Annotated in this window: 29 protein-coding genes; all 29 read right to left on the bottom strand. The window is 49.4% G+C overall.

Features of this window, described 5'->3' with window-relative positions:
• Window positions 1-38: 38 nt before the first annotated feature.
• The 29 genes from DW091_RS11035 to DW091_RS20145 all read right to left on the bottom strand — a co-directional run bounded on the left by DW091_RS11035 (window position 39) and on the right by DW091_RS20145 (window position 22,578).
• Window positions 39-662 (bottom strand): hypothetical protein, encoded by a 624-nt coding sequence (locus DW091_RS11035; RefSeq protein ID WP_073383771.1) that lies wholly within the window; start codon window positions 660-662, stop codon window positions 39-41.
• Between the two features lie 39 nt (window positions 663-701).
• Complete coding sequence (locus tag DW091_RS11030; protein WP_073383772.1) at window positions 702-1,535, bottom strand: hypothetical protein; 834 nt, start codon at window positions 1,533-1,535, stop codon at window positions 702-704.
• Window positions 1,536-1,645: 110 nt separating this feature from the next.
• Entirely contained in the window at window positions 1,646-2,998 is a 1,353-nt protein-coding gene (locus DW091_RS11025) for a hypothetical protein (RefSeq protein WP_118518163.1), read from the bottom strand.
• A complete protein-coding gene (locus tag DW091_RS11020) occupies window positions 2,999-3,310 on the bottom strand; it encodes a hypothetical protein (RefSeq protein ID WP_073383677.1) in 312 nt (103 codons plus the stop codon).
• Entirely contained in the window at window positions 3,297-3,497 is a 201-nt protein-coding gene (locus DW091_RS11015) for a hypothetical protein (RefSeq protein ID WP_073383680.1), read from the bottom strand. Before DW091_RS11015 ends, DW091_RS11020 begins: the two co-directional genes overlap by 14 nt.
• An 18-nt stretch (window positions 3,498-3,515) precedes the next feature.
• The gene (locus DW091_RS11010; RefSeq protein ID WP_073383682.1) at window positions 3,516-6,464 is read right to left on the bottom strand and encodes a hypothetical protein; all 2,949 of its coding nucleotides are present in this window, start codon (window positions 6,462-6,464) and stop codon (window positions 3,516-3,518) included.
• 6 nt (window positions 6,465-6,470) lie between these two features.
• Entirely contained in the window at window positions 6,471-6,827 is a 357-nt protein-coding gene (locus tag DW091_RS11005; RefSeq protein WP_073383684.1) for a DUF6711 family protein, read from the bottom strand.
• 10 nt (window positions 6,828-6,837) lie between these two features.
• Complete coding sequence (locus DW091_RS11000; RefSeq protein WP_073383687.1) at window positions 6,838-10,077, bottom strand: hypothetical protein; 3,240 nt, start codon at window positions 10,075-10,077, stop codon at window positions 6,838-6,840.
• Complete coding sequence (locus DW091_RS10995) at window positions 10,074-10,436, bottom strand: hypothetical protein (RefSeq protein ID WP_073383690.1); 363 nt, start codon at window positions 10,434-10,436, stop codon at window positions 10,074-10,076. Before DW091_RS10995 ends, DW091_RS11000 begins: the two co-directional genes overlap by 4 nt.
• 26 nt (window positions 10,437-10,462) lie before the next feature.
• Entirely contained in the window at window positions 10,463-10,918 is a 456-nt protein-coding gene (locus tag DW091_RS10990) for a DUF6096 family protein (RefSeq protein ID WP_118518162.1), read from the bottom strand.
• A gap of 14 nt (window positions 10,919-10,932) precedes the next feature.
• Window positions 10,933-11,358, bottom strand: coding sequence for a phage tail tube protein (locus DW091_RS10985; RefSeq protein WP_073383693.1), 426 nt, complete (start codon window positions 11,356-11,358; stop codon window positions 10,933-10,935).
• A 20-nt stretch (window positions 11,359-11,378) separates the two neighbouring features.
• Window positions 11,379-11,735, bottom strand: a complete 357-nt coding sequence (locus DW091_RS10980) for a hypothetical protein (protein ID WP_118518161.1) — start codon at window positions 11,733-11,735, stop codon at window positions 11,379-11,381.
• Window positions 11,732-12,229, bottom strand: a complete 498-nt coding sequence (locus DW091_RS10975) for an HK97-gp10 family putative phage morphogenesis protein (RefSeq protein ID WP_118518160.1) — start codon at window positions 12,227-12,229, stop codon at window positions 11,732-11,734. Before DW091_RS10975 ends, DW091_RS10980 begins: the two co-directional genes overlap by 4 nt.
• A complete protein-coding gene (locus DW091_RS10970) occupies window positions 12,226-12,600 on the bottom strand; it encodes a hypothetical protein (RefSeq protein ID WP_118518159.1) in 375 nt (124 codons plus the stop codon). The genes DW091_RS10975 and DW091_RS10970 overlap by 4 nt, the downstream gene beginning before the upstream one ends.
• Window positions 12,554-12,895, bottom strand: coding sequence for a phage head-tail connector protein (locus DW091_RS10965; protein WP_118518158.1), 342 nt, complete (start codon window positions 12,893-12,895; stop codon window positions 12,554-12,556). The genes DW091_RS10970 and DW091_RS10965 overlap by 47 nt, the downstream gene beginning before the upstream one ends.
• Window positions 12,896-13,135, bottom strand: coding sequence for a Rho termination factor N-terminal domain-containing protein (locus DW091_RS10960; RefSeq protein ID WP_118518157.1), 240 nt, complete (start codon window positions 13,133-13,135; stop codon window positions 12,896-12,898). It lies immediately after the preceding gene.
• A 14-nt stretch (window positions 13,136-13,149) separates the two neighbouring features.
• Complete coding sequence (locus DW091_RS10955) at window positions 13,150-14,091, bottom strand: hypothetical protein (RefSeq protein ID WP_118518156.1); 942 nt, start codon at window positions 14,089-14,091, stop codon at window positions 13,150-13,152.
• Between the two features lie 26 nt (window positions 14,092-14,117).
• Entirely contained in the window at window positions 14,118-14,747 is a 630-nt protein-coding gene (locus tag DW091_RS10950) for a DUF4355 domain-containing protein (protein ID WP_224168784.1), read from the bottom strand.
• Between the two features lie 253 nt (window positions 14,748-15,000).
• Window positions 15,001-15,258, bottom strand: coding sequence for a hypothetical protein (locus DW091_RS10945; protein ID WP_118518155.1), 258 nt, complete (start codon window positions 15,256-15,258; stop codon window positions 15,001-15,003).
• The gene (locus DW091_RS10940) at window positions 15,251-16,792 is read right to left on the bottom strand and encodes a minor capsid protein (RefSeq protein ID WP_187368465.1); all 1,542 of its coding nucleotides are present in this window, start codon (window positions 16,790-16,792) and stop codon (window positions 15,251-15,253) included. The genes DW091_RS10945 and DW091_RS10940 overlap by 8 nt, the downstream gene beginning before the upstream one ends.
• A complete protein-coding gene (locus tag DW091_RS10935; RefSeq protein WP_224168783.1) occupies window positions 16,779-18,176 on the bottom strand; it encodes a phage portal protein in 1,398 nt (465 codons plus the stop codon). Before DW091_RS10935 ends, DW091_RS10940 begins: the two co-directional genes overlap by 14 nt.
• A 12-nt stretch (window positions 18,177-18,188) precedes the next feature.
• Window positions 18,189-19,475 carry a PBSX family phage terminase large subunit gene (locus DW091_RS10930; RefSeq protein WP_118518153.1) on the bottom strand — a complete coding sequence of 429 codons (1,287 nt, stop codon included), beginning with the start codon at window positions 19,473-19,475 and terminating at the stop codon, window positions 18,189-18,191.
• Entirely contained in the window at window positions 19,447-20,190 is a 744-nt protein-coding gene (locus DW091_RS10925; RefSeq protein WP_224168782.1) for a terminase small subunit, read from the bottom strand. The genes DW091_RS10930 and DW091_RS10925 overlap by 29 nt, the downstream gene beginning before the upstream one ends.
• Before the next feature lie 111 nt (window positions 20,191-20,301).
• Window positions 20,302-20,691, bottom strand: coding sequence for a sigma-70 family RNA polymerase sigma factor (locus DW091_RS10920; RefSeq protein ID WP_118518152.1), 390 nt, complete (start codon window positions 20,689-20,691; stop codon window positions 20,302-20,304).
• 3 nt (window positions 20,692-20,694) lie between these two features.
• Window positions 20,695-21,060, bottom strand: coding sequence for a DUF4406 domain-containing protein (locus DW091_RS10915; protein WP_073383755.1), 366 nt, complete (start codon window positions 21,058-21,060; stop codon window positions 20,695-20,697).
• Window positions 21,057-21,866, bottom strand: coding sequence for a DNA adenine methylase (locus tag DW091_RS10910; RefSeq protein WP_073383753.1), 810 nt, complete (start codon window positions 21,864-21,866; stop codon window positions 21,057-21,059). The genes DW091_RS10915 and DW091_RS10910 overlap by 4 nt, the downstream gene beginning before the upstream one ends.
• Entirely contained in the window at window positions 21,863-22,108 is a 246-nt protein-coding gene (locus DW091_RS10905; RefSeq protein WP_073383750.1) for a hypothetical protein, read from the bottom strand. Before DW091_RS10905 ends, DW091_RS10910 begins: the two co-directional genes overlap by 4 nt.
• On the bottom strand, window positions 22,101-22,430 hold the full coding sequence (locus DW091_RS10900) for a hypothetical protein (RefSeq protein ID WP_187367891.1): 330 nt from the start codon (window positions 22,428-22,430) through the stop codon (window positions 22,101-22,103). Before DW091_RS10900 ends, DW091_RS10905 begins: the two co-directional genes overlap by 8 nt.
• Window positions 22,408-22,578: a hypothetical protein gene (locus DW091_RS20145; RefSeq protein WP_158577872.1), complete on the bottom strand. Its 171-nt coding sequence runs from the start codon at window positions 22,576-22,578 to the stop codon at window positions 22,408-22,410. Before DW091_RS20145 ends, DW091_RS10900 begins: the two co-directional genes overlap by 23 nt.
• Window positions 22,579-22,665: the final 87 nt, after the last annotated feature.

Genomic DNA, 22,665 nt, shown 5'->3' with positions numbered 1-22,665 from the left:
CGCCTGTATCAAAAGTTGCCATACCAAAGACAAAGCTTTCAAACCTTCCACTTGCGTCTGAAACGGCAATGTATTGATCCAGCATTGGTTGAGCTGTTGAACCTGTTATTCCTAATGTTAGTTTTTGTAAAAAACCATGATTGATAAACGAGCTGTTTAGCGTTGTTGTAAAATCTTATTTTAACAATATATGTCCCTGGCAAATTCACTTTTATTAAATATCTTGGCCGATTCGGCGCTGTAAGCGTAATTTCACTAAGTTTTTCGATTCCCTCCAGTTCGGTTACCGTCGAATTTTCAGTGTGCCAGTACGCACCTTTTCCAATATTCGGGTCTGCGCTCCCCCCTCCAGAACCCGCTTGCCCCTGTGGAATCCCAAAATTTAGAACAGCGGCGTTTTCGGTGCCGCTGTTGTTGACCGTTGCGGGCTGTCCTGGTTGAAGGGTGGTGACGGTTCCGACTTTAACCGTCGCTGCTTTTCCATCGGTCCCGACCACGTAGGGTAAACTGTTCCAACGGGTCACACCGTCGCCCCGCTTGGCTTTTCCGGTATCACCTTCAAACTGCAATTGCCGATTTTTTAAAACCGGGTTTTGTGCGGCCAGCTGTGCCGCTGTCAGATCGGGCAGAATAATCCGCCCGCTTGTACTTTTTGCTGCCATTTTTACCTCCTGTCACCGGAGGCATGGCCGCCCCCGGATTTATGCTAATTTTGTAATTCGTATTCTTTCATTTATAAAGTCACAGGGATTTATACTTCTTTCAAATTCCAGAGCATCCCCGCTGTTTATTCTTACGATTTCACTCCCCGACAACGTGCAATATTTCGTATTTTGTGAACTATCGTGTGGCGCAAAAAAGGAATTATAACTAATTCTGCTCCATTCGTCCGATTTTGTGAGATAGGTTACTTTATATTCTCCATATTCCACTTGACTTGAGTATTCAACGCGCAGTTCATAGGAAACAAGGAAAACACCTGTAATATTCGCCTTTATTAAAAGGTAATCCCGCATACTTTGGTTTATGGAAAAACTTCCCTCCGGCAGCGTATTAACCAGTAAAGAAAAATCTCCATAAAGATCACCCTCTTTATCGGTGATTACCTGATAATTTTTGTTGAAAACCCAGTCTACACCTTTTCCAATATTCTTGTCTTGTGGTGGAATCAACGGTGTCCAATACTCTGGCATTGTCGGATTTATCACGTCAGCGCCGCCTTGCAACGGTCCGGGTGGCAAGGTGTGTTGTTTTATACAGACATAAGGCGCACTATCATAGAGCACGACTGTATAAGGCTTATAAACAATGGCGTTTTGAGCCGTTGCGCCGACCCATTGCCCTTGCCATCGCAGCATTGTTTCTGGCAAAACAGGCTTTAAATCAACCCAGCGTGTCGCCCCGTCACCGATTTTGGCCACGCCATCTTTGGTTATAAAAAGCTGCCCATCTTTTAAAATGGGATTACTTGTCTCTAATTCAGCGGCGGTGGTTTCTGGCAGAATCAGCCGTCCTTGCGTTGCTTTATCTGCCATCTTCGCCACCAGCCTTTCTAAATACTAGGGAAAAGCCCCTCCCCCGATTGCTTTTAAAGCAACTATCTTTTATGTAAACTTTTTGCATTTTTATTGTCCTCCATCTTATTTTATAAAACTAATTGTATTTCAATCTCGTCATCGGTGCGCAGCAGTTTATTGCTGTCGGTTAGATCGGTACTGGCTCCTGGTACACCGCTGGCACCTTTAATATTTCCAATTTTTACCCAGCTCCCAGATGCTTTGCTGTAAATGTCATAGCTGGCGGTATTTAAATAAAAATCGCCTTTTTTCCCCTGGGTGGTGGGTGCTGCTTCTCCAAAAAGAATGGAAGCGCCGTCGGCGCCTTTGGCTCCGGGTGCTCCGTCCTTCCCATTGGTGCCATTCTCTGGGACGGCTTTTTTATCGGTCTTTGTCCCATTTATCTCCCAGTAACCATCGGCGGATATGGAAATTTCGGGTGAAACACCATCAACGCCGTTGCGTCCGTCTTTCCCGTCTGTTCCGGGCGGCCCGGTCGGTCCCTGGGCCTTTTGTCCGGTATCCTCCCCGTCGATATAGAAATTTCCGTTTACTCCGATTGTAAGAATGCTGGTGTCGCCTTTGGCTCCCCGGCTGGGCTTTCCGGTATCCACGCCATTCACAAACCAGTTTTCATTGGCACCAATGGTGATGGTTGGCGTTGGTCCTTCTGGACCGATTACGTTGTAGCCTTCCGGCGGTGTTGGGTCATTATCCACAATAAAATTCAAAATCCCATTGGTGATCACGGGTTTCCAGGTCTTAACTTTGGCCGCTTCGGTGGTGGCGGTATTTGCTGCGGTCTCGGCTCGTTCGGCGCTGGTTTCGGCGGCGGTTTTACTTTTGTCCGCTGCGGCTGCACTGGCTGCCGCGTCGCTGGCTTTTTCTTCGGCGCTTCTGGCACTGGCTTCGGCGGCATCCTGTCCCTCTTTTGCCGCTTTCGCACTGTTCGTTGCTTCGGTCGCTTTTGCGGTTGCGGTTTCGGCGCTTCTTTGGGCTGCTGCGTCGGCTGACTCAGCGGCATTTTTAAATTGCTCAACCAGTTTTTTATCGCTTTCGACTTCTTTTTTTGCCTTGACTGCCGCGTTTTCAGCAGCTTCAGCAGCCTCGCGCGCCGTTTCGGCACCCATCTCAGAAGCTTCTGCTTTTTTAGCGGCGGTTTCAGCTCCCGTTTGGGCTATTACCGCGTCATTTTTAGCTTTCGTTGCCTGCGATTCAGCGATTTCAGCCGCAGCTTGTGCGGCTTCGGCTGCTTTTTGAGCCTTTTCTGCGTCCTCCACTTCCTGCCAAATATCTTCCTTCGACGCGAGCTCTTTCACATCTCCCGCAGCGAACGCCGCATATACTTTTCTTGTACCGTCTATGGTGACCGCCAGCTCACCGGGCTTCATCTTTTCTGGCCGAAAATCCGCACCGGCGCCACGGCGCATCTGTATTGCCATTTAGCTTCCCTCCTTTGCCGGGCTTGCTTGTGTTTTGCTCTGAGCAGTTTGAGCGGATTGTGCTTTGAACGCTTCCAGCAACTCTTCTTTTGTCCCGGTTTTTGTTTCGGTTAACGGTTTAGCCAATTCAAGCACGGCACTAGCGTAAAGCCTGTTTTTGGCGTCTTTGATATTTTGAGACAGTCGAGCCACAACCCCCTCAATGTCCGTGATATCCAGTCCGTATTGGCTGCTCATCTCGGTCAGGCGGCTGTCCATTTCGTGGTAAACAGCATCCATATTAGCCATTTTCGTGATATTAATGCCTTCCAAAGTAAATCACTCCCTCCTGTTTCTTTGGTTTTTCTCCAAACCACCCCTCATCTGGTGTGGCCACGATCGTCTCGTTTCCTTGGCTTTCCTCAAAAACGATGCGCCAGCCGTCTCTCAAAAACCGATCCGACTGTTTCTCTGGATCGGACAAATACATTTGCACATTATCTTTTACTGCCTTGTACATTTTTCTCCTCCCACTGGCTTATAGCGCTGAACAAAGCAGACCGTTTATAAAATAATATGTTGATTTTTCCCAGCGAAGCGCTCCCTGTAACTCCACAATATTTGTGATGACAGACATCGATCCACTGCCGCACATATTGCTTACACCGGACTGCCCGGCCATCGTCGCTAACCGCTCTGCTTTTATGTCAAGAAACTCTGTTTTTATCTGGAATCCCCTGTAATTGGTGCCTTGATAGGTGATGGATGCCGCACAATCAATCAGTCCACGCTGCTTTCCGGCAAAATAGCCGTAGATTGTGCCGCCTTCAATCATAATCTGTCCCATCGTGCTGTAGCCAGAAACCAATTTTCCAAGAAATTCGCAGCCTTCTTTGAATTTTCCTTTTGACGCGATGAGCCCATCCTTGTCAAGTGTGGCAACGACAGCTCCCGAGTCGTTATAAACCCAGATTTGACCCGCTTCGTTATTTTTATTTCCCGCTTGAAGCGTGCCTCCTTGGATCAAATCCGCGCTTAACATCCCAGTTTTAATATATGATGCATTGAAATATAAGTTGCCACTACTATCGGAGTACAGACCTTGCCATTCACCGTTATTGGTCAATTTATTAAAAACCTCTTCTTGGGTCAAAGCCGTCGCATCCTTAATCATCGAAACGATCGTTCTGGCGTAAAGTCCTTGCCTGGGGAAACCCCCTTGCCAAAATGAGGGTGCCGCCGTTACGCGGATGCCTGTCCACGTTTGGTCCTCTAATGTGTAGGTTTTCGTATATCCAGTGACTTCCTGGTCATAGTCAACGACCTCCCATGCGATGCCGTCCGTTGTTTTCTCCAATAACCATGCGGCAGCCTGAACCGTTTCATCCAAATTGGTGCGTTTTGCACAACGAAAAGTGACACTTCCGGGTGTTAGCCCTTCGTCGGTAACCGTGACGGTCTGGGCGCTTGGGGTTACAACATACACGACGCCGTCGGCGCCCGCCTTATTTTTTGAAACCTGAAAAACACCGGTTGCTTTTCGGTTTTGATAGGTTACCGTAAAGGTCACTTTTCCGGTTTCACCTGTTAAATTTGTCACTTTATATCTGTGGGCCGATGCGTCCCAAGTGCCCGTCACTGACGAATCGGCTAAAACCGAATACGCCGCTGCGTCGCTCACATCCTGGGAACCAAACATCGCCTTCACCGTTGTTTCACACTCCGTATAGTCGCCAGTTCCATCTGCTTTTGTCGGAATCCCAAAATAGTCATTCATTTGCAGGTAAAAGCTGGTGGCAATCTCTATTTGTTCAGGCATTGCCACCGGATTGCTTCCGATTGACAAGCGCTCGGCATTGATGCGCACAGCCCCGGTTTCCATGGACGCATAAAACATTTCTCGTCCCTGTTTATCCTTGACCACCAGCTCGCCTGCATTAATCCAGTCGGCATTGATCCCCACCGCAGCGAGCACATTAACCACCGCATTCGCGTTTTTATCAATGCCTGCTGAGTAGGTCTTGCCACCGTCTTGGGAGATAAAAAAACCATCGGCAGTGATTTTATAAACCACCATACTCTCAGCCAGTTTGGGTTTATCATGCATATAGGTTATCCGGCTGCCGTCCTCTAAGGTTTCAACCGTTTGATAATAGCCCATGGCGTTCATGGCCAGTTGATTCATCTGCGTGACGTATTGGTCGTATGCCGAAAGTTTCGCTTCCGTGTTACGGTCGGCCTCAACAAGGGCCTTCGTGATTTCGGAATAGCGCTTTGAGGTGTTGCGGCTGGGCGTTTCTGCGTCGGTTGAGATGCGCTCGTAACTGCCGATCGTATAGGTCAGATTGGTAATATAGCACGAATACGCATTTCCTTTACGGTCTGTCACATACGCAGCATCTCCGGCTTCAATGGATGGATCACCCAGACAAGAGGCGGACATCTTACGAAAGCGCATGCCGACCATTTTCTTGCCCAAATGCGCCGCGACGGTTTCCGCCTGACCATAGCAAATCAAGGGGTTGCCTGTAATCTCCAGAACATAGCCCACACGCCCATAAAGGACCGTTTCCCCTTTTAATGTTTCGGTGCCACGCTTTACCTCATCTGAAGCCGTTACCCGGATTCCGGTAATCACAACATCGTCGGTGGCAACCTTCAGTCCCGACAACGCATAGATATGATGGCAGTTCGTCCAGGCGCTTTGATCAAATTCCCCACCATCAACCGCACTGCCGCTGGCATAATCTGCAAAGTTTCCGCCGTCTGCACAGTCACCGCTTTGATAGTCCGGGGCACCGTTATCAAAACAACCACCGTCCAAACCATTGCTTTCAAAAACTGTCTGGTCATACCACTTCAGTTCCAGTTGCCCATCCGTGTTACACCGGGCATAGCACCCCGCAATCTGCGCACAGTGGGATAAAATTTCCCGCCACGTTACCTGCTCGTTACTTTTAAAGGGGTTTTTCTGGATAACATAGGTGTCAAAATCAAAGGTATTGGTCCCAAGAATCACGCCACATTGGTTACAAGCGTGCCGCACAATCGACTGCATCGTTGCAGGAAAGGTCAGGCTCCCATCATAGTTACGGTCAAATTTCTCCATGTTATCAAGGGCTTCAATGGATAAAATACTGGCGCTGGCTTGCGGGTCGTCTGCGTTATAGACGCCCTTCTTAAGCCATTCCATTGTATTTCCAAGGGACTTTCCAACCCACACAGTAATCACAGCATCAGTAAAATCAACATTTGAAAAGGTATCCTTGATGTTGTTTAGGGATAGCGTTAACTTCCCGATGACCGCTGCACCAACATCAAAAGTGCTGGTACTGCTCGTGCCATCATCAATCTTGACACCTTCCTGAAAAATATCGGTTTGATCGACTTGAAGGGTTTCACCGTTTTTTAAAAGGATCGTCGCTTTGGCCACACAATGGCTGTTTTCAAGCAGCGCGTCTTTAAAGGCATTACTTGTATGAATCATCGCTTATCACCTCTCGATAATGTCAAACGCCACTTGTGTATAGCGTTTGTACTGGGTTGCCCAGTTGCGCATGGGTGCGGAGCGGTCGCCGGCGTAAAATTCCCGGCGTTCACGCTGGCCACTCAAAGCGTCCGGATAGGTCACATAAAAATATTCTGCGTTAAAAGCCTGGAGGATCGCTGCGGTTTCTTCGGGTGTTGGATTATTCCAGGCGAGTTTAATTTTTCTTTTTTGAGCGATCCGGTTTTTGTGCATGAGGGTATCCTCCGTGCGCCCGGCATCAGAACTTGAAACATCCTGTAATCCCCATTCAAAAACAGCGGGGTCCTTGACTGGGACCCCATTCACTTCAATCATTGCCATTGCCTTCCTCCTAAATCTTAACCGTAGCGGAATAACGACGGTCTGCTTTTTCTTCCCCGCGACGCACTGTTCGATAAAGCGTCTCTGTATCCGCGATAATCGTGAGTTCAATGACAGGCTGCAGGTCGTTTTGCCCACTTCCTGTAAAAAACATGGCAGCCTCAACCACTGCTTCCTTAACGCCTTCTTTGATCCCTTCGACGATCTGGCTGTTATTCGCAACCACATTTCGGTTCCCCATTCGTCCCACCAGCTCCGGACCATTTTCACGGGCAATAAACATTTCTCCCATACCTGGGAATCCGCCTTTGGCATACCATCCTACGTGAAAATCCGGAATCGGAATGGACAGGTTCCCGAGTTTTACGTCACGCCAGTTCCAGTCAATGCGTGGCGTTGGAATGTGGAATGAAGAGAATCCATCCGCAAAAGAGCGAATGGCGCTTCTGCCAATATCCCATAAATTACCAATACCACTGGTAATCAAATCCGATACGCCTGACACGGCCCACCGTATCTCATCTTTATGATTTTCATATCCGGTCTTTATGGCGGTGACAATGTCAATCCCTTTTTCCTGGCAGGTATTCACAATATCGCCAATCGCGTTAAAGACTTCATTTTTGGCGTTCCGTAAACCCGATAAAAAGCGGCTTTCTTTGACGCTCTCGTAGCCGTTTTTCAAACCTTCAACAACGTCTTTACCTTTTTCAAACACCCACTCTTTTGCGTTCCCCAACACCTCCCGAACTTTGTTCGGCAGGTCAGCAAACCATGCGAGCACGGAGCCAATGCTGTCGAGGATTCCCTGAAAAAAGCCGGCAATAAGATTCCCGCCGATTTCCATCATTACGGTGGAAGGGCTGTGAATGCCAAAGGCGCTCATAATACCTGAAAGAAAAGGCCACGCTATATTGTCCCATATCCAAATAAGGATATTGCCAATTGCGTCCGTAATGCCTCTTAAAAAACCTAATCCGACACTACCACCGCATTCTGCAATTTTTTCTTCAAAGTAAGGACCAATCCCAGAAAAAGCATCACCGATCAGTCCGAATAGAAAGGCTGCTAATCCGCCTAATAATGAGCCTAACAACTCAAACAGTCCTCTCACAATTCCAGCCCAGTCAATGTTCATCAGAAAAGTTCGTACCGATTCACCAAGCTGCCACCAGTCAATCCGCTGGACAGCTGTAATTAACATCTCCAAAAGCCCTTTTGCGCCATTGGAAAGTGTTTGCCCAACATAAGCCCAGTCGACGGTTGATGCGATGCCGTTGATTCCGTCGGCGATCGCTTGTCCCAATGAAGCCCAATGAAAATTCTCGACAAACGTCCCCAAAAACATAAAGGCCGTGTTAAAGCCTTCTGCCAGGGTTGCCCCAACTAAACGCCAGTCGGTCGCTTCGATAAAGCCGTTCAAGAAGGTGGCGATGCTTTTGGCAATGCGCGCGGTCGTCTCTTTGATCTGGTTCCATGGAATGCTGGCGAGCGCTGCATTCAGCTTATTGCCAACAATGGCGCCGATTTCGGTAAAGTCCGCGGCGGCCCAGGCATCTTTAATCTTTTGCGCAAAATCCTGAATTTGCTGCGGGATTGAAACTTCTTCAAACATATCGCCTGGCGAAATCCCGCCGATGTCACTGGAACCCGGGGTGTCCGCGCTGCTGGCAGCGTCGCTGTGGTCATCCAGCTTATTAATCTCATCAAAACCTAAAAGGGTCCGTTGCAGCTTCCGATTTGCCGCATCGGCTTTATCGGCACTGCTGGTCTGTTTATCTAAACTCGCAGCGTAATCCTGTTGGACTTTTTTCGCCCGGATGAACGTGCTTTGACCCGTTAAGCGTGCAATCAGCATCCCGGCAGCCGTGACCGCCTGGGAAATTTTCTGAATCAGGACATTTAAGATGGGGGCTACCACATTTAAGATCGGTGCAAAGGCTGTTGCCAGACTGTTTTTGAGCTGCGTCAGGCTGGACATCAGCATAGAGAGGCTGGCGTTCGTCGCGCTGCTGTACTGTGCCAGGTTCTGCATCCCCTGTTTGGCCCCCTCAAGGGCACCGCGGATCAGGAAGCTGGCAAGCATAAACTTTGCGGTCATGCCGAGTGTTCCGAGGATGCCGCCTAAACGATGGCCGCTACTCCCCATCCCGTTCATGGCACTTGTCAGGCGCCGGACGCCTGGAATGCCTGTGATAAACCGCTGAATGAGCGCGGCAAAGGCTCCGCCAGCCCGCTTAATTGATGGCGTCACCCGGTCAAAAGCGGCTTTCATGCCGCCTATTTTTGCAACAATATTGGAAGCTGCGTTGCGAAGTCCGGCAAACTGGAGGCCCTCGCCACTCGCTTTCAAGCGCTGCATAGACCGTGTTGCGCTGTTGATCCGCTGCTCGGTCCGGCTGATCTCAGATTGAAGGTTATTCCAGGCATTACTGCCAACGTCCTTCCCAGAAGCCTGCATCCGCTTCATTTCTGTATTATACTGGCTTAGCTTTTCTCTGGCCTCCTGAATCCGGCTGCTGAGGTTCTGCATCTCCTTAGTCGTGTTAAACGCGCCACCCTCCTTTTGAAGGGCTTCCATCCGCGCCTGAAGGTGCCGGATCGCCTGCTCGGCTTCCCTTACTTCTTCCTGAAAGCTTTTCGGCACTGCACTGTCGGGCAATCCCATGGATTTCCAGTTGCTCTGGGTATCCTCCAGGCCACTCAGACGGCTTTTAGCGGCTTCCATCTGCTTCGCAAGGCTTGCGTATCCTTCTGTTGGCTTAGCGCCTTTCCCTGAGGCTTCCAGGACCTTTTGACGGGCCTGAAGCGCAGCCAGTGTCTTCTCCGCTTTTTCGGCCGCAGCGCTCAGCTTCTGATATTTCTCAGACAGCTGTCGGTCTGCGCCTTCTGCCTTTAAATCACGCTGCTTCTGGTTCAGGCGTTCCAGCGCCTTTTCTGCCCGGTCGACGTCGGCCTGAAGGGCCTTGTATTCATCGGTGTAGGTTTTGATACCTGAGTCTACTTGAAAGTCCTTGATTTTATCGCCGATGCTGGCTTTAATCTGCTTCAGCACGTTTTGTACCTGCTTCAGCTTACCAAGAGACGGATCGCTTGTGATGCCCTTTAACGGGCTCTTGACCGCTTCTGTCGCCTGATTGATGGCTTTCGTGGTCTTCTCTGTTTCAGAGAGCGCCTCTTTAAGCGCTTTTTTATACTGGGCTGTGCTGCCCTCAATGACCACCTGCAGCTTTTCAAGCACTTCACTCATTCGGGTTCACCTCCTTTCTGCTTTTTTCTTCGACGGTTAAATTCCCGGACATAGTCCAGGCGCCGCGCTTTGTAATCTTCCATCGCATCTGCGGCCATTCGGGTCTCATACTGCGTTTTTTCGTCGGCGTACAGCTCAGGGTAATACTCCCATACTTTCGGAATCTCACCCTTTCCGTCCATGGCCATGGCCAGATAGCGGGCGTTGACCTCTGCCATAATGAAATCCTGGTTGATCCGCTGTTTGGCCTGCTGCCGTTCAATACGGCGATGGCTTTCCATCAAATCACAGATTTCCATGGGCGAGGCGTTCCAGAAATCAGCCGGTGAAATCCCGCAGTCCAGGGCCAGTGTGTACAATTTTGACAGCTGGTCAGACAGGGTCCTTACAGCAGCTCGTCCACATCTTTCAGGTTTTCCATCATGGACGCTGCCTGTTTTTCGGTAAAAAAACCGGAAACCGCCAGAGTCGGCATGAGTACCTCGGTAAAGAGTTCCATCTGATTGCCGCCCTCCTCCAGCCATCGATCATACAGCTTTTGGACATCCTGATAAGCAATCCCGTGTTCCCAGGGCGCAATGGCTGCCTGGATAATGGTCAACATGATGGAAAGTGGCGGGATACCGCCATCTGAAACCAGGGTCAGCATGTTGGTGCGGTATTTGCTTTCCAGCCTCCCGATCATGGCCGTGGTCAGCTTCAGCTTGTAGTCTTTGCCGCTTACCCGCCAATAATGAAAGGGCTTCCGCTTTGGCTTTTCCGGTTCCTGTTTAACTTCCTCAAAACCAGTATTTGATGCTTCAATGTTCATTTCGTTATCTAATCCGTATAAATCACTCATTGCTTACTCCTTTATTAACTTCCTGCCCCGCTTGTGGGGTCGGTAAATTTCAAATCGCTCTGCACCATCATGGTTAACTCAAATTCGATGACGCCGTTCACGCCGCCGCCTGTGCGTTTCACCGACACCTGGGCATCGTAGGCAGTGGCCGTGCCATCTTTCAGGGTTTCCTGAAAGCTCAGCACCTCCCCAGCGGCCTGCGCCTCACGCATGACTCGGTAAGGCGAATCGGCTTTTGTGTTATCATATTTGAATTTATAGGTCATTTCCGGAAGGTCGCCAATGCCCTGTTCATACATCTTATTGGCGTCTGTCAGACAGGTATTTTCGACCTTTTCGGGTTCAACGCCCATTTCCGGGATTTCTTTCAAGCCGGGCAGGTCGGTATAGGTAGCGCCGCCCTTTTTCTTGAAGCCTAGTTTTGCTCCGTTTGCTAACATGTTTTCACACTCCTTTTCATTTAATTCGGCCAGTAAACATCGTCACTCTCCATGTCGATGATGGCCTCATAGCGCATGACTTTATGCTTTAGCCCCGATGGGTCCGGGGTATCCTGGCACAAGGTCCGAACCAGTCCGAGGGCCGCCAGCGCCTTATCCACTTTGATGGCCTCCGGAGAGGTGGACCGGTTGTGCCAGATATCGACTTTATAGCGCACATACGCCTTATCTTCTTTGTCGGTTTTTTCATAAACCTTGTTGTCTTCCTCAATGTACTGGATCACTGGGAAGGCCGCCCAGTCCTTTGGGTACTGATCGGACACATTGTCAAAAGCGGCATCCAGGGCCGCATAAACCTGATCTTTTACATTTTTCATAACTGCTCCTTTGCAGATCGCGCGATGATCTTCAAAATGGCGTCTTCATTGTTCTTCAGCGCCGGGTACATAAAAGGCTGGGCCGCCTGGCCGTAGCACTTATAAAAGCGCCCGTTTTCCGTGTCGATATGGAAAAAGTGATAACGCTCAGCAACATCCCGCCCGATCTGGCTTTCGTGAATCCACCAGCCGGTTTGACTGTAGGACACCGCGACATCCGGGGAGATGCCGTCATGATCGGCCTGGCCTTTGGGGCCGGTGCCAAACTCGACATAGGGCGCATACCGTTTGTTGGTGTAGCAGGTTCCCCGAATCAAGTCCTCCCGTTTTTCCACTTCTGTGAAGATGCTTTCACGCAGTTCGCCGTCGTACACCGGGCAATTGGCCTTTGCGTCCTCCTGGACAAAGGAAATCCCTTTTTCAATGCCTTGCCGCAGCTCCATTTCAGACAGTGCCCTCAGCTTCTTTTCAAGCTCTAATGCGCCCAGAATCATATCTTTTCCGCCTCCAACCACAAAATTTTGTAGGGCTTCGCGGCGATAATTTTGTAATCTGGCGGGCGGTCTGGGCCAACATACAGGCAAAGGCCGTCCCCTTCCACAATATCCGGTCCGTCCTCAAAAACATAGTGCACCACATCTTTTGAATCCGTCGTGATGGTATAAGGGCCTTCAAGCCGCAGGTTTCGGATATTCGACAGACGCTCACCGTACAGCTCTGCCTGCAGCTTGCCGCCGCCCGGCCAGAGCTCCGCCTTAAAAGAAGTCGCATCACCATAATCGGTGTAGGTGTTGCCCTCGCTATCCTTTTGCAGGCTTTTACTCCGATGACTGTACGCTTTCAGACGGCTGCGTTTTATTCTCATAGGTTCTCCCTCCTACACGAACCAGGCGGTAACGATTTAACACATCGTAAATGTGTTTTGGCGCGCCATCAAAGTTATAACTTTCCCCGCCTTCACTTCTACTATTTTCACCCTCTGTACCTATGCGGTTAAGAGCAATCACTGCTAAATCCCGCACCGGTTTCTCAAGGGGCGGAATAAGCTTGGTTCGGTTGGTATATCCGAGCACAAAGCTTTCCGCATCCTCCAGTAAAAAAGAGAGTAACGCGGCGTCACTCTCCCCAGTCAGCAGTTTAATCTTTTCAGCCTCTGTCACTTAAACCACGTCCTTCAAAACCGCCAGAAGCTCCTCTTTTGTAAGACTAGAGTAACCTTCAATTTCTTTTTCTTTGGCAATGGCTTTTAATTCCGCCACTGTTTTTGTGTTGATGTCTGCGGCCGCCTGAACGATCTCTGCGGCATCCCCGCCAATCGGCCGGAATCCCAAGGCTTTCAGTTTTTCAATCTGGGCTTCTGTAACGGCGACACGCTCAACGTTCTTTCGAATCAGTCTCATGGTTTATCCCTCCATCAGGCTGACGGCTTGGCGTCTTTAATGCTCAGGTAGATGGAGTCCAGCTTATTATCCAGTACCCAGATATCGTGAAAACGGCGGTAATCCATCTGCCAGGCGTTGAGCCTCTGGTTAATGGTTGGGTCGAAGATGCGCATGATATCCTGTTTGGTGATGGCGATCGGAGTCGCTGTTGGCAGGACCACAAAGTTCAGATCCAGCGCTTTCGTTCCTTTCGCGTAGCCGCCCGCTTCCTGTCCGGAGGTGGTGCCGTCATTGATGCTGATTGCAGAGTACATCCGGTTGGCTGGCGTCGCGATAATCGGTACGCCGTCAATGGAGGGCACCTGGGTATTAATACCGCCCTTGGAAAAGGTGACGGCCATAATCTTTCCGGCCAGCTCAATCTCCAGTTCCAGGATGAAACCCGGTGTCGCATGAATCACCAACGGGCCATTATAACCGGCTTCACGGACGGCTTTAATGCCCTCTTTTACCTTTCTCAGTGCGGAGGTGTTCGCTGCGCCGGGAGTGTAGCCATAGTCAATCATCCCTGCTTTGTTGGCGGTAATGGTTTCAGATGCGATTTTGGAAATACGGTAGGCGTCAATTTCCGGAACCACGTGCATTCGCTGAAACTCACCCATAACAGATGCTGCCGTGGTGACAAAATTGTTTTCGTTGATATCCATGGGGTCCAGTTGGAACTTGCGGCCGCGATCCTGGGTCATGGTCCTGGTTTCGTAGGTGAGGGTTACCCCGCCCTGCACATAACCGTTATCCCGGTCATAGTCCCCCATGCCCTGTACAGACATTTTTGGAATCTTGACTTCTGCGCCCCCATTGTAAATCACCTGGCCGGCGTTGGCGTCCATCCAGCCGGTCACGGCGTCCTGAATGGCGACTTTATCCAGTGTGTTCTGAAATAGTGTCGCGGTTGCTAATGTGTTAATTGCCATAATTTATACTTCCTTTCAATTTATATTTATACTTTTCCCATCATCAGGTTTTCGACCTGTTTTGCAAGGTCGGTGTCGTCCCGTGACGGGGCTTTCTTTGGTGGTTTGTCGCCCTTAAGCCGTTCTTCCACAGAAGCCTCAACGGCTTCCTTAAAAGCTTTTTCAACAGCTTCAATGGACTGTTTGCAGGCATCGGCGTTTGAATAGTTAAGCACCTCTGCCAGACTGGCCGGCAGCTTTTTCTCAGCCAGGGTGTTCTTTGCCTCTGCTGCCAGCTCGCGTTTTGTGATCGCGGCTTCTCGGTCAGCCATTTCTTTTTCTTTTTTCTGCTGCAGGTACTGCGCCTTTTCCTTTTCAGTCATTTTTGCCAGTTTCTCGGCCTCGGTGGCCTTTTCATCAAAGAGCACCTCTAACTTAGAACGCTGCGTCTCCAGGGCTTTCTGCACCCTTCGGTCAAACTCAGCTTGATAATCCTTATTGCTCAAAATTTCCTCAAAGGTTTTTGGCGGCTTTTCCTGCGGTTTGTCTTCGGGAGCGCTTTCTGCGCCCGCTGCATTATCTATCCCTTCGCCTGCTCCGTCCCCTCCATTGTCGGCGGCGTCCTCAGCGAAAAGCTGCAGATTCATGGGAATCAGTTCATCGTTTGGGTATTTCATTCGGGTTCCTTTCTGCCCCGGCTCGTTCAAAGCCCAAGCCGTTGCACTTAAATTTCATAGTTTACCCTCGTTTCGGAGCATGAAAAAAGGCGCATTACCCTGCGCCTTATGGGAGATATCGGATCACCTCCTACTTCCCTCTGCCTTTTTTGCCGCCTTTACCGCATTTTAACAGCATGTCCCTCACCTGCCTTTCCTGATTTTGGGTATAAAAAAACCACTGAAGTTTATTCAGCGGTTATAGTCCTTTTTATCACATTCCTATTACTTCAAAATCTTGCCAGATATCTTTCAGGGATTTCCCATTGACGGTATGATGTTCGATCATATCCTGCGCGTTCTGATAGTAAATACCATCGCCATCCGGACAGATCGCGATGAAAGGGGTGCCATTGGTGGAAATATTGTATCGGGTGCCATAAAGATAAAACTCAATATCAAGGCCGGTATCAATTGCCCATTTCAATTCCTGAAGACTTTCAAGCCTTGCAAAATCTTTTCCATCAATCATTGTTATTCCCTCCTCTCAAAATATCCTTATTGGCAATTCTGTCGCCAAGCTTTAAGGAAACGTCATGCGCATCGCTTCGTTTGATACTTCCATCCTCAAATTCCTGCCACCCATGTTTGTGGGGCACAACGGGATGCCGTTTAGCATTTCCGTGATCCGAAACGTCAATATCAAGCCTTGGCTTTCCAGTCCGGCCATAATACCGTCTCTGTACAAGCTGGCCGTCTTTATATTTATCATAAACGCTGTTCGGCGGCCCATTGAAAGGCGCTGCCCTTTCAGAACCAAAAGCATGATTTTTCAGCGCTTTACGCTGCCAATTAACATCTCGGTATGCCTCTTTAAGTTCTGTCCAGCGTTCACTATTATTATACTTCATTTCCTGGAATTTATCCAGGTTTTCAGGCACTTCGTCTGCAAGGACCTTTCGGTATTTTTTGTGCTGTGAACGGTCAGCTGAACGATTTTTTAGTTTCTTTTCTTCCCGTTCAACCGCTGGCTTACCCCTCACGTATTTGTCGTACCATTGTTCATAGTTCATGGAGCGTGTCACCTTGATGCGTTTGCCCGTGGCAGGGTCGATGGCGGAGCGCTGCATTTTGGCGATCAAAGATTCTTCCACCACTGAAATGGTTGTTGACCGGCACCAGGGGTGCATTGGCGGGCAGTTCACGCCAGCTTTGCGGTCCTTTACCAGAAACAGTTTACCGTCCAGACCTCGGCATATTTCAGAGGTGCGCAGGTCGAGGGTTGCCAGGTACTGGTATTTCTCGACGCCGCATTCCTCGTAGGCTTTAAAATTCAATTCCGTAGCCAGATAGTTGCTCTCGGTTCGGACGAGGCGTCTTGCTTTGCTGGCTCCTTTACCGAACTTGTTTTGTATGATCTCGGCCACTTCCCGGTTCGTGCGGCCAGTGACCAGGTTGATGAGCAGCTCCTGCTTCAGTTCCTGTGCTAACAGCCGGGTATTCTTCCAGATGCGTTCAGAATAGTTTTTTCCAGACCATTTTCGGTTGATGGCCACCTCAATCTGTTTGGCTGAAATGTAGGAAAACCCAAAGGCCGCCTCTGCCTGCTGCTGGAGATCAAAGATGCCCCGGTAGTAGGCTTCATTGCCAAGGTCCACATAATGGCTGCGGTTTTTCTGTTTTTCCTGATCGTATACCTCGGTCATGATCTGGTCAATCTGGTTTTGCAGCTGCTTCAAGCGTTCAAGGCGGGCCTGATAGGCTGGTGCTTCCAGCTTTGCAAGCAGTTCTTTCCGATGATCCTCGCCATTTCTGAGCTTTTGAAGCAGTTCATCCAGAGATGCCTTATCCTGCAGCTGATTAATCAGGCGGTAAGCTTCTGCTTCAGTCAGACGGTGCTTTGTCTGATATTTATCGAAAATTGCGTCTGCCTGATGGCTGATGTATCCAGAAGCCTTTTGGTACAGCTTCGCGATCTGATCGGCGGCGTCCTCAGCCTTTTCCATGTAATGGTACATGTTCTGAACTTGCCGCTGCTCCCAATAGGAAAGCCTATGCTTCGTCATCTTCCTCGTCCTCTACTTCAGGCCGTGTGTTCGATTCATTACCGAAGATTTCCTTTTGCTTTTGGAGGTTCTCTTTTTCTTCCTGCTGTACAGCTTTAAGCTCTTCATCGGGATCATCGACAAAGGGCACCTGGGACAGCAGCGTCTTTTTACTGACCTTCCCCCAGAGGTTCGCCACGTATTGGCTGATCTCCAGTAAATTTTTAGGCATCGCCCGTGTGAAAACCGGCGAAACACCTGAAACATCGATTGAAACGGCTTTTTTACCGAGGAAGTTCGCAAAAATACGAAGCCGTTTCCGGAGGCCTTTTTTGTAGTATCGGGTCTTGATCTTGGTGATGTTCTCCATGCCCAGTAACTTGAACTCCATGGCCACACCAGAAACGTTGCCGCCGAACGCCTCATCGGTCAGACACGGGATATGGCTGAATTTGTGGATATCCTGCTCAATGGCTTTTTTCAGGATTTCAACGCCGGCCTCGTCAAAGGTGCGGGTGAGATATTCGGCTTTTGCATCGGCGGGCAATTCAAGCAGCTTTTCCTGATTCAGCCGCTTTCTGGCTGCCTCGTTTCCCTTTCCATCACCCTCTTTTTCGTCATCCTCATCTGAAAGCAGGGCGCCGTAAAGAGCAAGGATTGCGTCAATAAACTGTTCCTTGTCGGTGATACGGTCGCTCATGAGCGCGTTGTAGGCATCGATCAAGGGGATTTGCAGCTCATAGTCTCCAATGCCCAGCTTATTATTGCGGTATTCGATGATGGGGACTGCGTCCATAAAATGGGGATTTGCGTCTTCTGTCAACGCCTGTGGGCCCTCAATGTCCTGAATATCCATAACATATTTAAAATTTCGGGTCACAACAGTCGCCACGTATACGGTGTTGGTTTTGTCGGTAGAATCGACTTTTGCATAATAATAAACAGCAAAGAGCTCATTCTGCTCAATGCTGTCATCGTAAACCATGAAAGTATTTTTAGGACTGAGGTTTTTGATCTGAAGCTCTGTCTCGCCTTCTTTGGCATAGATGTATTCATAGGCCCGGCCATAGATGGACAGGTCCAGGCCATTGTCCCCGTCGGCTTCATCCGATCCTGCGCTTTCCAGTGCTTCTGTCAGCTTCGTGATGTCCGCCTCGGCTTTATAGGAGACCGGATTGCCAATAAAGTAGGCGCTGGCCGTGTCTGCAATATCTTTGGCATGATTGCATACCAGTTTATTCTCGCGGTCAATATCGTTCAGTATCTGATGCCTGCCCTCATAGTAGTTCTTCAGCTTCTGCAGGCGCTCAATGCCGGATCGGTGTTTGAGGATCAGATGCCGGATGGCCTGCTTATCAATGTTTTGTTCGTCAAATTTTTCTGCGGGCATGGTAAAGTCCTGCATAATATCACTTCCTTAACGCAGCCCGGCGCGGGCTTTATTTTTTATCTTCGCTTTTCTTCTGGTCATGGAATCTTCCATCCCATACCGCACAGCGTCAATGGTATGGTTGTTCTTGTCTGGGTAGCTGCCCTTGAAATTTCCGTCTTTATCCTGCTCCAGCTCATAGCTGGTAAACTCCCGGGCAGCATTGGGGCAGCGTTTTGGATCAATGATGATTTCTTCCAGTTCATCGGACAGGAACTCCATCCCATAATCTACAGACCCCGGGCCTTTCTTCGCGCCAATGACACGAAGCCCCAGTTCATTGAGGGCTGCAATGGCGCGTGGCTCTTCTGAATCGGCTGTTATGTAATGATTGAGTGGGTTTAGCTTGCGGATCTCCCGGGCGGCTTTGGTATTCCCCAGTTTTACGGCGTAGATTTCACCAAATAAAAAAAGACGTTTTCGCGTCTTGTTGTAGTGCATTTTGATATAGGCGAGTGGGTCTGCGCCATAGCCAAAGTCCAGACCGTTTTTGATCCGGTCAAAACGGGACAGCTCTTCATCGGTAATGGCTCGAACGGTGACATTCTCAAAGACGGCTCCGCCGGTGCCGGTGGCTACGCCTAAATATTCGTGTTCATAGGCTTTTGGCTTTGTGTCCCGCAGATGCTCGGCCTCGATGAAAAATTGTTCACCAAGCCAATCCCTCGGGACGGTTCGGTAATCGGTATGGCTCACAATGGTGTCGGGCCGCTCCAGAAGGACGTCCTGATTCACCCAGCTATTGATGCTTTTGGGCGGGTTCCAGGAATAAAAGACATAGTAGTCGGTACCGCCGCGCATCAGGGACTGGAGGATGGTTCTTTCTTCCTCTGGTCCGTCAAACTCGGAGCGTTCTTCAAACCAGATGTATTTAAAATAGCCGTTTTTGATCTTTACGGATTTAATCTTTTGAGGATCATCGGCGCCACGAAAAATGATCTTATTCCCAAACGGGAGATAGGATAGCCCCAGCGGCGAGAACCGGACTTTCCATTTGTCGGAAACACCCAGCACCTCAATGGCCCAGCGCAGCTGCTCGAAGACGGACTCTTCCAGAAAGCGGCCAACTTTCCGCATCGCAATGGCGTTCGCCTCCGGGTCCTGCATCATTCCCAAAATGATCTCCAGGCTGATGAACGATGACTTTGTTGATCCGCGGCCCCCGGCCAGTTTGTAATGTGTGTGCTTGTGCTCTAAAATATCCCAGTGCAGACCGTGAAAAGAGGGCGCGATCAGGGATGTCAGTTTAACCGGTGTCTGGTTTTGGGATGTCATTGACAATCACCACACCTCCAATGTCGCCGCCGTGCTCGACCTTAGCGGTCTCAGCCTTATATTTGTCGATCCGCGCCTGCTGCTCAGGGTTAAAACTTGTATATCGGTCCGTCAGCCATTTGAGTGCCTGCATCCGGTCGGCCAGTTTCACAGATACGCCGGTTTTTCCTTCCTTGACCTCGGTGATCAGCGTGCCGTCTACCTGTCCGGAATCTTTTAAAACAACGCCGCCGGGTCCAAAGCTCGCATAATCTGTCATGTCGGAAAAGGCGATGTCCATGTACTTTTGAAACAAATCGTCCTCGGACAATAACTCCCGGTTCAGGCGGTTCTGCTTAAGGCGTTCTATTTCTGCCTTAATTTCAGGTTTTTTCAGGTTCTCAAAGCCAATGGAGTAGGCTGTTTCTGTGCTATACCCGGCTTTTATGGCTGCTTTCGTTGCGTTGAAGCACCGAATATAACACAAGCAAAACAGGCGCTGTTTATCGGTGAGACCATTATTGCCCATGACCTGATCAACTTCTTCAGTGATAATCTTCTGGTCTTTCCTTTTGGTTGCAACTTTTTTGGTCGCAGGGTTGCAACTTTCTTTTTTCCAGTATCGTGCTGCCCAGGACTTTACAGCGGACAGGCTGACACCATATTTTTTCGCGATATCTTTGTATTTCATGCCATCGAGATAATCCTGATAAGCTAAATCTCTTGTGTCCGGCAACCACCTCACCTCTCTTTTTTACGTACGAAAAAAGACCACAGCTCCTGCCGTGGCCTCTTGATTACACTCTTGTTAACGCCATTATACCACATATCGGATGTTTTTTATCCCTCACTTTGTATCATAAAATGTATCATGATTTGTATCATTTTCAGCTTGTGAGTAAATACGCCGCACATGGCTGTAACTATAATCCAGATACTCTGCCGCCTCTTTCTGCGTCATGCCATATACATTCACTAGAAACAATACTTTCTCTGCTAAGCTTTCAAAACGGTCAACACAGTCTTTAAGCTCTTGTCTCAGGGCATCCATCCTGTCTGTAACACGCTGATATTCCTCAAAAATATCAATCGCCGCCCGACGATGGTTCCCATGGATACTATCTGCGTCAACATAACTTGTCTCTGACTTCACCCTCTCTGGGCCTTGATATTTCAAAATGTCCAGGCGGACTTTGTTCAGCCGTTCCAATTCTGCTTTAATCTCGGTTGGATTCATAGGCTAATCTTTCACCACCTGCCCATAATACAGAACTTCAAGCCCATTTGCCTTCGCGGCCTGCAACTCCATTTTACAGCCTTCTGACTGTTTCCAGTCGCCGCACATGATGATGGCATCACAGGCCGCCAGAAGCAGCACGCACCGTTTCATGGCTTCATATCCCGGCATGCACTCTGGGATCACGGTCAAGGGCCGGATCAGCTTGATCTTATTCTTCCATGGTCGGCTCCGGTACGAAACGCCTTCTTGGGCGCCCAAGATGTCATCTGCACACTCCTGCTCATGGTTCTTGTTTTCTGCCATCATCCCCACACTCGTGCACGGATGGGACAAGTAGTATATTTTTGTTGGATCGAGTTTAATCATAATAGCACCTCCATTTTCATCTGCTTCATTTCTGGTTCAAAATTCATCCAAAGGATTTCTGTCCGGGTACCACCGCGCTCAATTTGGCTTTTGATACTACGCTTTTCCCAGCCTTTTAAATAATCATTGTAAAGGGCATTGTCATATCCAGAAAGGATAATTTTGCCGCGATAATTTATGATGGTGTTCAAAAGGACTTCATGATCCGCGTCATCCATTTCATGGTAATATTGGTCTCCGTTTAGGGTTCGGGTAGCTTTCATGTATGGCGGATCCAGATAGGTTAACACCTCCGGTCCGTTAAAACTCTCTATTAAATCAATCGCAGGTCGGTTTTCAATTTGAGCATCTTTTAAACGCTGTGCCACCTGTATGATGGTTTCCGGCAGCTTACTCCAAAGCTTCGCGTTATCCGGCCCGCCATTTTTTGTTTTGCTGGTAGTATGACGAAAACTTCGGCTACACCTTCTGGCTCCAAATGTCATATAGCAGCCAACTGCCGTCCTTCTTGCACGTTCTACCGGATCATCGGCAACCACTTGACTCTCCTTTAACTCCTGCCTTGCCCACGGTGTAAGATTGATCGCCCTGGCCAGTTCCTCTGGATGCTCTCTGCAAACACTAAAAAAGTTCACGATTTCGCCGTCCATATCATTAATCGTCTCAATCCGCGCGGGTTCTTTGTTAAAAAACACCGCGCCACTGCCGAAATATGGCTCCAGGTAGCTCTCGTGGGGTGGCATGTGGCTAATAATCCAGCTGGACAGATTCCACTTAGCACCGGGATATTTAAGGACCGGTCTCATACAACCTTACCCCCATACACATGATTAATCCGCGTCCTCAGATTCTTCACCGCCACATCCCAGTTCCCCTTTTCTGTGGGCACAATGGCGTCAAAGGACCGGCGTTTTTCTCCCTTTGGCTGCACGTGCACCCGGAGCGCCTCCATTAGGGCCATTTTCATGGGCTCGATCAGAATCATGGTTCGATCGCTTTCCAGCGCATGCTTGATCAGATCGGCGTATTTTTGCTGGTTTTCAGTCATTTTGTTTCTCCTCCCATGCTTTGTAAAGCTCAAACCAGAAGGCTGCCGGCATGGTGATCTTCCAGTCCTCTCGGTTTTTCCGGTGGGCCACAATGGGGATCAAGTCACCGGCATCCCGGATGGCCTGCTGCAGGGCCTTTTCAATGTTCAGGGACTCCACACGCTTGACTTCCACGTGAATGCCGGGCAGGCCCACGACGTCCTCGCCTTCGATGCCGCTGTACTGCTGCCCACGCCGGCTGTCTGTGTAGCCCTGCTTCTGGCAGAGCTTCGCAAACTCCAGCTCGCCGCGCTTCCCCTTATTCCTTGAGTTGATGGTCATGGTCTTTTCCCTTCTGCCGGTTTTCCGGCGGTTTTTTATCTTTTAGTTTCCTGCGCTCTTCGCGCTCAATATTTTCAATCGCCTGTCCGGCGGTTGGGTTGATATACCCTTCCGTGTAGCGATGCTCGTTATAAATAGTCTTGCTCATGCGCTTCACCTTTCTAAAGTTTCCTTTTTTCAGTCAAAACTTCTTTGTCAGTGGACAGGGGAGGAAGGAGTAGGGCGGGCCGTGCTT

The organism is Eubacterium sp. AM05-23 (assembly GCF_003477535.1).
Taxonomy (GTDB): Bacteria; Bacillota; Clostridia; order Eubacteriales; family Eubacteriaceae; genus Eubacterium; species Eubacterium maltosivorans.
The sequence above is the reverse complement of the archived record's forward strand: the minus strand, read 5'-3'. Positions and strand labels throughout refer to the sequence as shown.

Bases quoted from the DNA above. Each gene is read 5' to 3' on its own strand.
- DW091_RS11010 (WP_073383682.1), bottom strand. From the start codon at position 6,464: ATGATTCATACAAGTAATGCCTTTAAAGACGCGCTGCTTGAAAACAGC.
- DW091_RS10935 (WP_224168783.1), bottom strand. From the start codon at position 18,176: ATGCAGGACTTTACCATGCCCGCAGAAAAATTTGACGAACAAAACATT.
- DW091_RS10955 (WP_118518156.1), bottom strand. From the start codon at position 14,091: ATGGCAATTAACACATTAGCAACCGCGACACTATTTCAGAACACACTG.
- DW091_RS10980 (WP_118518161.1), bottom strand. From the start codon at position 11,735: ATGAAAAATGTAAAAGATCAGGTTTATGCGGCCCTGGATGCCGCTTTT.
- DW091_RS10950 (WP_224168784.1), bottom strand. From the start codon at position 14,747: ATGAAATACCCAAACGATGAACTGATTCCCATGAATCTGCAGCTTTTC.
- DW091_RS10990 (WP_118518162.1), bottom strand. From the start codon at position 10,918: ATGAGTGATTTATACGGATTAGATAACGAAATGAACATTGAAGCATCA.
- DW091_RS11000 (WP_073383687.1), bottom strand. From the start codon at position 10,077: ATGAGTGAAGTGCTTGAAAAGCTGCAGGTGGTCATTGAGGGCAGCACA.
- DW091_RS10910 (WP_073383753.1), bottom strand. From the start codon at position 21,866: ATGAGACCGGTCCTTAAATATCCCGGTGCTAAGTGGAATCTGTCCAGC.
- DW091_RS10905 (WP_073383750.1), bottom strand. From the start codon at position 22,108: ATGACTGAAAACCAGCAAAAATACGCCGATCTGATCAAGCATGCGCTG.
- DW091_RS10970 (WP_118518159.1), bottom strand. From the start codon at position 12,600: ATGAGAATAAAACGCAGCCGTCTGAAAGCGTACAGTCATCGGAGTAAA.
- DW091_RS10975 (WP_118518160.1), bottom strand. From the start codon at position 12,229: ATGATTCTGGGCGCATTAGAGCTTGAAAAGAAGCTGAGGGCACTGTCT.
- DW091_RS10945 (WP_118518155.1), bottom strand. From the start codon at position 15,258: ATGATTGATGGAAAAGATTTTGCAAGGCTTGAAAGTCTTCAGGAATTG.
- DW091_RS11030 (WP_073383772.1), bottom strand. From the start codon at position 1,535: ATGGCAGATAAAGCAACGCAAGGACGGCTGATTCTGCCAGAAACCACC.
- DW091_RS10920 (WP_118518152.1), bottom strand. From the start codon at position 20,691: ATGAATCCAACCGAGATTAAAGCAGAATTGGAACGGCTGAACAAAGTC.
- DW091_RS10960 (WP_118518157.1), bottom strand. From the start codon at position 13,135: ATGAGACTGATTCGAAAGAACGTTGAGCGTGTCGCCGTTACAGAAGCC.
- DW091_RS10985 (WP_073383693.1), bottom strand. From the start codon at position 11,358: ATGTTAGCAAACGGAGCAAAACTAGGCTTCAAGAAAAAGGGCGGCGCT.
- DW091_RS10900 (WP_187367891.1), bottom strand. From the start codon at position 22,430: ATGACCATCAACTCAAGGAATAAGGGGAAGCGCGGCGAGCTGGAGTTT.
- DW091_RS10930 (WP_118518153.1), bottom strand. From the start codon at position 19,475: ATGACATCCCAAAACCAGACACCGGTTAAACTGACATCCCTGATCGCG.
- DW091_RS11015 (WP_073383680.1), bottom strand. From the start codon at position 3,497: ATGTACAAGGCAGTAAAAGATAATGTGCAAATGTATTTGTCCGATCCA.
- DW091_RS10940 (WP_187368465.1), bottom strand. From the start codon at position 16,792: ATGACGAAGCATAGGCTTTCCTATTGGGAGCAGCGGCAAGTTCAGAAC.
- DW091_RS11035 (WP_073383771.1), bottom strand. From the start codon at position 662: ATGGCAGCAAAAAGTACAAGCGGGCGGATTATTCTGCCCGATCTGACA.
- DW091_RS20145 (WP_158577872.1), bottom strand. From the start codon at position 22,578: ATGAGCAAGACTATTTATAACGAGCATCGCTACACGGAAGGGTATATC.
- DW091_RS10915 (WP_073383755.1), bottom strand. From the start codon at position 21,060: ATGATTAAACTCGATCCAACAAAAATATACTACTTGTCCCATCCGTGC.
- DW091_RS11005 (WP_073383684.1), bottom strand. From the start codon at position 6,827: ATGGCAATGATTGAAGTGAATGGGGTCCCAGTCAAGGACCCCGCTGTT.
- DW091_RS11025 (WP_118518163.1), bottom strand. From the start codon at position 2,998: ATGGCAATACAGATGCGCCGTGGCGCCGGTGCGGATTTTCGGCCAGAA.